Below are 7,896 nucleotides of genomic sequence, written 5' to 3' on the forward strand. Positions count from 1 at the left end.
CTACGAACGCAAAGCCGACCACTTCCTCGCCTTCACCAGCATCGCCTGCACCCTCATCTGCTACCGAAGACTGGCCAAATGAGATGACGTCTTAGGCGTACTTGCCGAGTTCACTGGCCTGGAGGGCGGCTTGGTCGTTGATGCCGATGACGTAGCCGTCCGGGTCGCGGAAGTAGAAGATGCGCTGGCCGGTGTGGTCGGTGTCGGTGTCCTTGACGATCTCGGCGTGCTGGGCGATGTGGTCGTGCACACCGTCGAAGTCGTTCACGCCGAGGTAGAACATGCCGGCGAAGCCGATGGGGGTGTCGGCCAGGCTGGGCAGCCAGTTCTTCAGGTCGGTGTTGCTGTAGAGCATGGCGCAGAAGCCGCCCTGGTAGAGCAGCATGTGGATGTCGTCGCCGGGCTTGGCGGTGCTGGAATCGACGTCGAAGCCGAGCTGCTTGTAGAACGCGACGCTGGCCGCGGTGTCCTTAACACTCAGGCAGGGAGCGAATGGCATGAATCCTCCATGATCGGGTGGGGGGCGGCCTTCACCAGGGTGCGCGCAGGGGCTGGCATACGCCGGGCGCCCCGCGGTTCCTTTCTCCGCCGGTCGGGGCGGGCGTGCACTCCGGGGGCCGCCGTCTTGGTGAGAGCAGCCGCTGTGAGCGGCTGGGGCTGCCAGCGGCTGTTAGCGGGTGCTACTGATGCAGAAGGGCTGGCCGGAGGGGTCGAGCAGGACGGTCCAGTGATCCCCGCCCGGCTGGTGGGTGGGCTTGGTGGCGCCCAGCCCGAGGAGCCGCTCCTCCGCTGCCTCGACGTCGTCGAACCTGATGTCCATGTGGAAGGCGAGCTCGTCCTGGGGCCAGGTCGGGGCCTTGAACGTCGTGGCGGACCAGAAGACGTACATCATGTCGCCGACCCACACGGGAAAGGCCGCGGGATTGCCGTCCTCGTCCCGGTACGGCTCGGAGACCTGCGTGCCGAGGGCGGCGGCGTAGAATTCCGCGAGCTCGCCTCCGTCCTCGGCCCAGATCGCGTGCGACAGGACCGTGCCGCTCACGGCGCTGCCGTCATGTGTGTCGACCATGGTCTTCTCCTCTGGGGGTCGGCTGGGGCGGTTTCGCCCTCCGGAACGACCGTAATGGCCATATAGGACAGCTAATGTCCTATATGGCTCCTGGGGGGTGCGCGGGCAGCTGCTGTGGCGCGTGGGTAGCGTGAGGGCCATGGCGTACGACGAGGTGCTGGCGGAGCGGGTCCGGGAGCTGCTGGAGGAGGGCGACGTGGTCCTCGCGAAGAAGATGTTCGGCGGGCTCGTCTTCACGGTGCAGGGGAACACGGCGGTCGGCGTGGTCGGCGACGAACTGCTGGTGCGAGTCGCCCCGGACGACACCCCACAGGCCCTCGCCCAGCCCGGCGCGAGGCCCTTCGAAGTCCGCGGCCGGATCTCGAAGGGCTGGGTCATCGTGGCAGGAGAAGTCCTCGACGACCACGTCCTGGACGACTGGCTGCAACTGGGCCGGAAGGCCGCAGCCGAACTTCCACCGAAGTAACCTTCTCCACACCCACCCGAGCCCGGGCCGTCGTTGCCGACGGTAACCGCGTGGAGAACGAAAAGCGGCACTGGCCGATTTCACATCGTCTCATCACGGGCGGGAACGCAAGAGTGCAGACGGTCAGTACGGGCAGAGGTAGAAGATCTGCCGGTGGCCACTGAGCAGGAGCCGGTCGGATTGCTGGTTCCTGCTCGCTGGGGCCGGACGGTCTTCTGCGATCCTTCGCATGCTGGATCCCGAGCTGCTGGAACGGATCACCGCGCGCCGCGCGGAACTGGACGACCTCGAAGAACAGCTGGCCAAGCAACTGGCAGAAGTACGGGCTGAGCGGGACGAACTCGCCATCGCCGAACGGGTCCTGGAGCGGGTGAGCGATCAGCTCGCCGACGAGTGGGCATCGGCTGCGCCGATACCCGGTCAGGTGGGCGGCCGGGCGGTGATGCTGATTCCGCACCGCGAGCCGGACGCGGACGAAAGCACGCTCCCGCCGGACTACCAGCGCATCCTCACCGCCGTGCGCCAGGCCGCCGGACCGGTCATGGCCCGCGAGGTCGGCGAAGCGGTGGGCGTGGACATCGGCGTGAAGGCCAAGCTGGAACCACTGCGCAGCAAGCTGGTCAGACTCGTCAACCGCGGCTGGCTGCGGAAACTGCCCGACGGCCGATTCACAACCCGCCTGTGACTAGGAACGCCGATACTCGATACGGCTCGGCGCGGCCGTAACCACGATGCCCCCGGCGGCCATTGGAATTGTATGACGAATACCAGCGAACGCGCCGAGGACACCTGCCCGCTTGTCTACCAGTGCCGTCTGCCGCTGTCCACGCAGACCGTCAACCACCTTGCCGGTCTGCTGCGGCGCCACCTGAAGGCGATCCGGTCCCGGTGGCGGATCCTGCCGCCGGGGAAGATCGCGGTGATCGTTCTGGCCGTACTGCGTCACGACCAGCGCTTGGCCGACATGGCCGGCGGCAACGACGTGTCCGAGTCCACGGTCCGCCGCTGGCGCGACGAGCTGATCGGACTGCTCGCCGCCCAAGCCCCGCGCCTGGACCGCGTCCTGAAGAAGGTCGTCAAGCAGGGCGGGGAGGTGTTTCTGATCGACGGCACTCTCATCCGCACCCAGCGCCGTACAGGCAAGGCCGACCGACGGAACTACTCCGGCAAGCACCGAACTCATGGCCTGCACTTCCTCGCCCTGACCGACGAGAACGGTCGCCCAAGCTCCGCACCGACCCCGCCCGCGCCACCCAGCTCCTGCGAGCCCTGCTCGTCTTGACGAACCTCGAAGTCAACCGCTGACGGATGATCTTCGCCGTGGGCGCCCGCCCACGACCAGCATGAGCGTTCTGAGGATCGGCCACACCAGCCCTTTGACCTGCAACTTCAAGTTGGCGGAGGCTCACTCCCACCGGGTGGGCTCCACTCAGTGGAGCGGAGCCGGGCACGGTGGCGTCCGCTCCCGGGTCGGTGGGCTCCACTCGGTGGAGTGGAGCGGTGCGCGCCACCGCACCAGGTGCGCACCATCGGGTTTACTCAGTGGCTGGCCTCCCGGCCGCGGTGCGGTCCGGGCTCCTGCGGACGGTGCGCCTGCTGCTCGTCCGGGCGCACCCGGCGCACCGCGTCGGCGTCGGCGTCGGCCTGCGTGGCTTCGTAGATGAGATCTGGCAGCGGTTGTCGTCGGTGGTCGGCACCGGCCGATGCCTGGCCGGTGTTGGAATGTCGGTGAGAAGTAGCAGCGGCCCGTGCCCAACTCAGGGGCGAACCGCTCGGACGTGGTCGGCTGAGAGATGGAGTTCGTACGGCAGGCAGCAGTCGGAGCAGAGGGTCGCGACGAGGGTTCCACAGGCGCACAGCTGGTTCATTCCGCCATCTGGGGTCGCTCCGCAGCAGGCAGGGGATGCATGCTGCAGCTCCAGGCCGCGGGCGTCGTCCGGGTTGATGACGATGTTGCCTCGCGGGCCCTGCGACACCAAGGGCTTCCCATCCACGTTCCAGTGGCCTCCGTGGCGCGGCATCACTGGCCCGGGCGCCTGGGCGACGGCCAAGGGCCCACCGTACGGCTCCGTCTCGATCGCGTAGCAGCCTGATGGCACGGTCGCCGGCGACGGACCCGGCTCATCGGCGTCCCACCAAGCGTAGTAGGGAGCCTCGGGAACTTCGGACAGCCGCGTGAGTGGCCCGGTCAGGGGGACGCTGCATGTTGCGCACACGAACACCACCGCTTCAGCCTCTGTGGCCCCGTCGGTGATGTCAGCAGGCAGGGTGGCCTGCCGGTGCTCTGGCTTGCCGACGCCTTGATCTTGGTCTCGCTGATCGTGCATTCGCTGACCGTACGCGGCACACTGCCAGGCTCGGAGTCCACCCCCGGTGGACCGGCACACGACAGCGTTCCGAGTCAAGCAATCAGGTGCTGCTGAAACTCGGCGACATCGTTCTGCTCGGCAGCGGGGTGCTCTCGTGCCCGGGCAACAGACGCTCTCGCTTATGACCGACAAAGCCAGGGGTGGGAGGTGCGGCGCGAGGCAAAGTTAGATGTCTTCAGACAGCTCAGCGCCGGTATGGACGACCATGGCGGGCGCAACAGGTGTAGCGCCCACACCACATCGAGCGATGCTCTCCGACCGCTACCTGGAGCCGCCGGCGTGGACTTGGCCCGGCCGGGCTCGGACCGGGCGTGCCGATGCCTGGCACGCTAACGCGGGAATCCACACCGTTGGGACGCTCGATCAGAAGGCGTGACAGCGAAGTCACACGAAGGTCGGTGCCCTGATGACAGACAACCTGGTCTGCGCCGCACTCGCTACGCCGTTCAGGGCGGTGGCGAAACTGCTTGCCCCGCTACCTCCTGATGGCGGGTTGTTCGCGGCCTGCTCAGGTAGCGGCGGGAGAGTCGATGGAGCCTTGGCCTCTCGGGACTGTAAGGGCTCCAGGGCATTCGGGGTCGATGACGACCACTTCGAAGGGCCCGTTGTGGGGAGGGACTTTCGGATCGAGCCGCAGAGCCTTCAGGGGACGCCCGACACAGGTCACGGGGAGTTGGGCGGCGGTATCCGTGCCCGGGTTGACGGTCACCGCTGCTGCCGTGGCTGGCTGCCGTTCGGTGCCTTGTGTCGAACTCTTCTCGGACGCATCGGCCGGCAGGACGTAAGCGTAGAGGCTGCCGCCGCCGAGTGTCAGAAGGGCACCGATAACCATCAGGATACGTGCGAGGCGGAAGGTTCCACGCATCTGCATCATCGCGGACTGGACGAGGACCATCGCCCGGTGCGCGAAGTAGGTGTTGAGTCGTGTCTGCGTGGCGCTGAGAGTGTCCTCATCAGGCGGGGAGCCCTCTGGGGGACCGCTCCGGCAGTGTTGCTCACGACGGTGCCGCCCTGCGCCGCCGCCGCACGCTGGCGGTCCCGCCGGGCGACGCGTTCGTCCGCTTCAAGCTGGCGGGCTCGCCGGGCGCGTTCGTTCACCGCGGCGGCGTAGGCGGCTGATTCGCGCTGGATCCGCCGGTCGAGCTCGTCGATCAGTCGCGGCTTGTTGGCGTTGGTGTTGGCGAGCCGGCCTACATCGTCCGCCTGCCGGCGGAGTTCGACCAGCGTGGCCAGATGCGCCGACACCGCACCGTCCAGTGCTTTGAGTACGTCGTCGCGCCGAGCTGCCTCGGTCTCCTGCCGCAGCAGGGTTCGCCCCAGTTCGCCCAGCTCTCTGATGAGGTGCGAGATGCTTGTCATGCCGGGGCCGAGATGGGCCTCCTTCTCATCGCCGCTGAGCATCTTTGCCAGCTGGATCTCGGCACGACGGCGCGGGTGCGTGTACCACTGAGTGTTCGGGTTACTACCCAGGTCCTTCATAGCTGGCTCTAGCCGCTGTTCCAGCGCGCCGGGACTCGCGTCGAGGGGTTCGGCGACGAGCGACGCTGCCCAGATCGCCAGGGCGATGCCAGCCGCCGCGCAGCCGAGCCCGATGCCCATGAGGACGACGTCGAACCCGCTGATCTTGTTGATGTTCGAGAAAGGAAGCGAGCCGAAGAGGACGAGACCGACGGTCGCGAAGGCGGCGAGAATCCATCGGCTTGTGGCCTGGTAGCTGCGCTTGGCTTGACGCGCCTGGCTCAGGAGCCCACCAGGGTCGAGCACCGGGTCTGTGGTGGGGGCCTGATTTGCAGCCTCCGCCGACGGCGCCTGCCCCATCAGGGCGCATGCTGCCGTGAGCAGCGCCGAGGTGGCCTTCAGCGCGGCCGCGGCGCCCGCAGGTGTGGTCATGAGGTTCCGCCCGTCTATCGACAGGACTTTGAATCTGCCCCGGAGGCGCCCAAATCCATCAGGCCGCACCGCGGCAACCGTGCCCTCAACCTTCCTGCGGGTCGCAATCGTGATCAATGTATAATTCCGCGCGGTTCGATAACCGCTGGGTTATCGACGGGGGGCTGGGGAGCCTGTGGAGCTGCGGGACATCGAGATATTTCTGGTGCTGGCGGAGGAGCTGCATTTCGGCCGGACGGCACAGCGGCTGCACGTCTCCCAGGCGCGCGTCAGTCAGGCCATCAAGAAGCAGGAGCGGCGCATCGGTGCCGAGCTGTTCGCCCGCACCAGTCGCTCGGTGTTCCTGACCGAGGTCGGCCGACAGTTCCGTGACGATCTGCAGCCGGTCTACGCGGGCCTGCACGAATCGTTGGAGCGTGCCCGGCTGGCGGCCCGCGGCATCACGGCTCAGCTCCGCGTCAGCATGATGCCCTTCAACGTCGCCGATCTGTACCCCTACTGGAAGGCGTTCCGTGCGCGGTACCCGCATTGGGGACTCCAGATCCGCCCAGCACCCCTCAATGATCTGTTCGGCCAGCTCCGCGGCGGTGCCATGGACGTCGTGGTCGTCTGGTTGCCGGTGGAAGAGCCGGACTTCACCGTCGGGCCGACCCTGTGCACCGACTCCCGGATCCTTGCCGTGGCCGCCGACCACCGGCTCGCCGGACGGGACACCGTGCCACTGGAGCTGCTCGCCGACTTCCCGCACGGCACTGCCCACGGCCTGCCGGACTACTGGGAAGACAGCTACCTGCCCTTCTACACTCCACGAGGCCGGCCGATCGAGCGCCTCACATCCGCGGCCTCGGACGACTCCGATGAGCTGATTAGCCACGTCGGCATGGGTGAGATCGTCAACATCTTCCCCGGCCATGTCACCAGGTACTGGGGCATGTCGCACATCCGATGGCTTCCTCTCCCCGACATGGCCACCATGCACTTCGCTCTGGTCTGGCGGACCGAAGCCGAGAACGACCTCATCCGCGCTCTGGCCGACACGGTGCGAGATCTCGGCGTCTTCCACTTCTGACGCAACCTGCGGCGCGGAACTCCGCTTCGGAACCGGTCCGGATATCGGCGCAGGCCCAGGTCTCTGACCTGGCCCTTGAGCCTTTCCAACCCGGCTGTGACGGTGAGGTGTTGGAGGTCGCCGGCTGTGCGGAACGAGGAGGCTTCTGGTAGACGGGTTCTCGACCAAGATCACCCAAGTCCGCCAGGAGCTTCGCGTGCTTGCCTACCCGTCGTCGATCGACCTGTCCAGCCGCACCCTGCGCTTCCTGACCCAACGGCTGCGTGCCCGGCAGCGAGAGATCGGGACCCGATGGCGACGGTTGTCTGTCGGCCGTCAGGCTCTGCTTGTCCTTGCCCACCTGCGGTGCGGGGACACCTACGCGCGGCTCGCCGCCGGGTTCGGCATCGGCGCCGCGACCGTGTACCGATACATACGTGAGGTGATCGACGTCCTGGCCGCCGCCTCGCCGACCCTGACTGAGGCGATGAAGACCGCACGGACGAAAGCCTCGCAAACAGCGTCGGGGGCGGGTACGGCTGGAGGCCGCCGAGCGGTTCGAACGGGGTGACGGCAACAGGGTGATCGCGGCTGACCTTCGGGTCACCGTGCGGTCGGTGGAGCGGTGGCGCCACACCTGGCGCCAGGGAGGTTCGGCTGCCTTGGGGTCGAAGGGGCCGCAGTCGCTGCCCCGGCTCAGCGAACAACAGTTCGGCCTGCTGGAGCGGGAGTTGGAGAAGGGACCGCTCGCTCACGGCTGGGAGGACCAGCGGTGGACGCTGGCGCGGATCAAAACTCTGATCGGCCGACGGTTCCACGTCTCCTACACCGTCCAGGGCGTGTGGAAATTGATGCGACGCAACGGCTGGTCGTGCCAGCAGCCGGCCCGCCGGGCGATCGAGCGCGACGACGGGGCGGTCGAGATGTGGAAGAAGCAGGTGTGGCCGCAGGTAAAAGCCTAGTAGGGCTTGGTCAGGTCGGTGTGAGGGTGGGTATGTCGCGGTGACAGGTGGGGCAGGCGCCGGCCCAGGTAGCGAGGAGAGTCTGCAGTTCG

The 7,896-nt window shown here is 67.3% G+C and carries 8 protein-coding genes and 1 pseudogene; 6 read left to right on the top strand and 3 right to left on the bottom strand.

Annotated elements, in window-relative coordinates:
• Positions 1-91 precede the first annotated feature (91 nt).
• Positions 92-499: a VOC family protein gene (locus AB0F18_RS37580; protein ID WP_362069534.1), complete on the bottom strand. Its 408-nt coding sequence runs from the start codon at positions 497-499 to the stop codon at positions 92-94.
• 171 nt (positions 500-670) lie between these two features.
• A complete protein-coding gene (locus AB0F18_RS37585) occupies positions 671-1,069 on the bottom strand; it encodes a VOC family protein (protein WP_362069536.1) in 399 nt (132 codons plus the stop codon).
• Positions 1,070-1,208: 139 nt separating this feature from the next.
• On the opposite strand from AB0F18_RS37585, the gene AB0F18_RS37590 reads away from it, so the two are divergent.
• From AB0F18_RS37590 to AB0F18_RS37600, 3 genes are all read left to right on the top strand, one after another.
• Positions 1,209-1,535, top strand: a complete 327-nt coding sequence (locus tag AB0F18_RS37590; protein ID WP_362069538.1) for a TfoX/Sxy family protein — start codon at positions 1,209-1,211, stop codon at positions 1,533-1,535.
• Between the two features lie 229 nt (positions 1,536-1,764).
• Positions 1,765-2,220 carry a hypothetical protein gene (locus AB0F18_RS37595; RefSeq protein WP_362069540.1) on the top strand — a complete coding sequence of 152 codons (456 nt, stop codon included), beginning with the start codon at positions 1,765-1,767 and terminating at the stop codon, positions 2,218-2,220.
• A gap of 72 nt (positions 2,221-2,292) precedes the next feature.
• Positions 2,293-2,817, top strand: a complete 525-nt coding sequence (locus tag AB0F18_RS37600) for a hypothetical protein (RefSeq protein ID WP_362069543.1) — start codon at positions 2,293-2,295, stop codon at positions 2,815-2,817.
• Between the two features lie 1,957 nt (positions 2,818-4,774).
• On the opposite strand, the gene AB0F18_RS37605 is transcribed toward AB0F18_RS37600, so the two are convergent.
• Entirely contained in the window at positions 4,775-5,794 is a 1,020-nt protein-coding gene (locus tag AB0F18_RS37605; RefSeq protein WP_362069546.1) for a hypothetical protein, read from the bottom strand.
• Positions 5,795-5,969: 175 nt separating this feature from the next.
• On the opposite strand from AB0F18_RS37605, the gene AB0F18_RS37610 reads away from it, so the two are divergent.
• The 3 genes and pseudogenes from AB0F18_RS37610 to AB0F18_RS37620 all read left to right on the top strand — a co-directional run bounded on the left by AB0F18_RS37610 (position 5,970) and on the right by AB0F18_RS37620 (position 7,804).
• Positions 5,970-6,863: a LysR family transcriptional regulator gene (locus AB0F18_RS37610; RefSeq protein WP_362069549.1), complete on the top strand. Its 894-nt coding sequence runs from the start codon at positions 5,970-5,972 to the stop codon at positions 6,861-6,863.
• Between the two features lie 196 nt (positions 6,864-7,059).
• Positions 7,060-7,353: pseudogene (locus tag AB0F18_RS37615) on the top strand (transposase family protein); the annotation flags it as partial.
• 28 nt (positions 7,354-7,381) lie between these two features.
• Positions 7,382-7,804 (top strand): winged helix-turn-helix domain-containing protein, encoded by a 423-nt coding sequence (locus AB0F18_RS37620; protein ID WP_362069552.1) that lies wholly within the window; start codon positions 7,382-7,384, stop codon positions 7,802-7,804.
• Positions 7,805-7,896 lie beyond the last annotated feature (92 nt).

Origin of the sequence: Streptomyces sp. NPDC029216 (genome assembly GCF_040648015.1) — a bacterium.
GTDB lineage: Bacteria > Actinomycetota > Actinomycetes > Streptomycetales > Streptomycetaceae > Streptomyces.